The organism is Methylobacterium soli (genome assembly GCF_008806385.1).
Lineage (GTDB): Bacteria > Pseudomonadota > Alphaproteobacteria > Rhizobiales > Beijerinckiaceae > Methylobacterium > Methylobacterium soli.
Window position 1 is genome coordinate 1 of record NZ_VZZK01000110.1, and the last position, 1,038, is coordinate 1,038.

Here is a 1,038-nt window from a genome sequence, read left to right on the forward strand (position 1 = left end):
GACACGGGAGAGTCGGTCGCCGCCAGACCTGCCCAGCGCAATCGCCAAACATCCCCTCGACACGATTCACTGACCGGCACGCCAGCCGACACACCTTGGCGCGGGGTGGAGCAGCCCGGTAGCTCGTCAGGCTCATAACCTGAAGGTCACAGGTTCAAATCCTGTCCCCGCAACCAAACACCAGCACACCGACACAGAACCCCGCCAGGCGAAAGCTTGGCGGGGTTCTTTTATGCGCGCGGGGCCTCCCGGTGGCCGCAAAGCCGCTCACGCGAAGGCCCGGAGCGGCCCATCCCCGGTCGCGTCCGCAATCGGACTCAGCGGCGCGGGTGCCGGCCGGGACGCGCGGAAGCGTAGCGCGGCGCACTGAAGGGTGTCGGCAGCAAACGCTGCGGATCCGCGGCCGCGGCCGCCGGCAGGGGGGCTTGGCTGTAGGAACTCATGAAGGCGCCGCCCGCGGGCTGGCGTCCCTCTCCCTCCGCCGAGGCGGCGAGGGGAAACCCGATGACGATGGCGAGCGCGGCGACCGTAACGATCCGTTTCATGATGACGATCCTCCTTACGGCGCCGCTTCTCTTGAAGAGGCGGGCGCAACGTCAGGTCTTCATCAGGTAGGATGCTTGTATTCGGCCCGACGTGCGCCGGAACACGCGCGTGTTCCGGCGGTCGCGTTCTGCAGATCGCCCCTGCCCGGGCGATCAGGCGGGCTCGGCGACCCGCTGCCCCGCCTCGGGCAGTCCGATGTGCACGGGCAATCCCATGTGCCGGAAGGCGTGGGGGGTGAGGACGCGGCCGCGGGGCGTGCGCTGCACGAAGCCCTTCTGGATCAGGTAGGGCTCGATGATGTCCTCGATGGCGTCGCGCGGCTCCGAGAGCGCCGCCGCGATCGTCTCGATCCCCACCGGCCCGCCCCCGAACGAGCCCACGATCAGGCTCAGGTACTTGCGGTCCATCACGTCGAGACCCACCGGGTCGACGTCGAGAAGCTGCAGCGCCCGGTCGGCGATCGCCCGCGTCACCACCGGCGCGTCGTCCACG

The 1,038-nt window shown here is 69.5% G+C and carries 2 protein-coding genes and 1 tRNA gene; 1 reads left to right on the forward strand and 2 read right to left on the reverse strand.

Going from position 1 to position 1,038, the window contains the following annotated elements:
* The first annotated feature begins 99 nt into the window (after nucleotides 1-99).
* A tRNA-Met gene (locus tag F6X53_RS32015) sits at nucleotides 100-176 on the forward strand.
* 141 nt (nucleotides 177-317) lie between these two features.
* Here F6X53_RS32015 and F6X53_RS32020 read toward each other — a convergent pair.
* Both F6X53_RS32020 and F6X53_RS32025 read right to left on the reverse strand, forming a co-directional pair.
* Complete coding sequence (locus F6X53_RS32020; protein ID WP_151005963.1) at nucleotides 318-545, reverse strand: hypothetical protein; 228 nt, start codon at nucleotides 543-545, stop codon at nucleotides 318-320.
* Nucleotides 546-698: 153 nt separating this feature from the next.
* Nucleotides 699-1,038 (reverse strand): Holliday junction DNA helicase RuvB C-terminal domain-containing protein (locus F6X53_RS32025; RefSeq protein WP_280526092.1); only part of this gene is annotated, 340 nt, incomplete at its 5' end.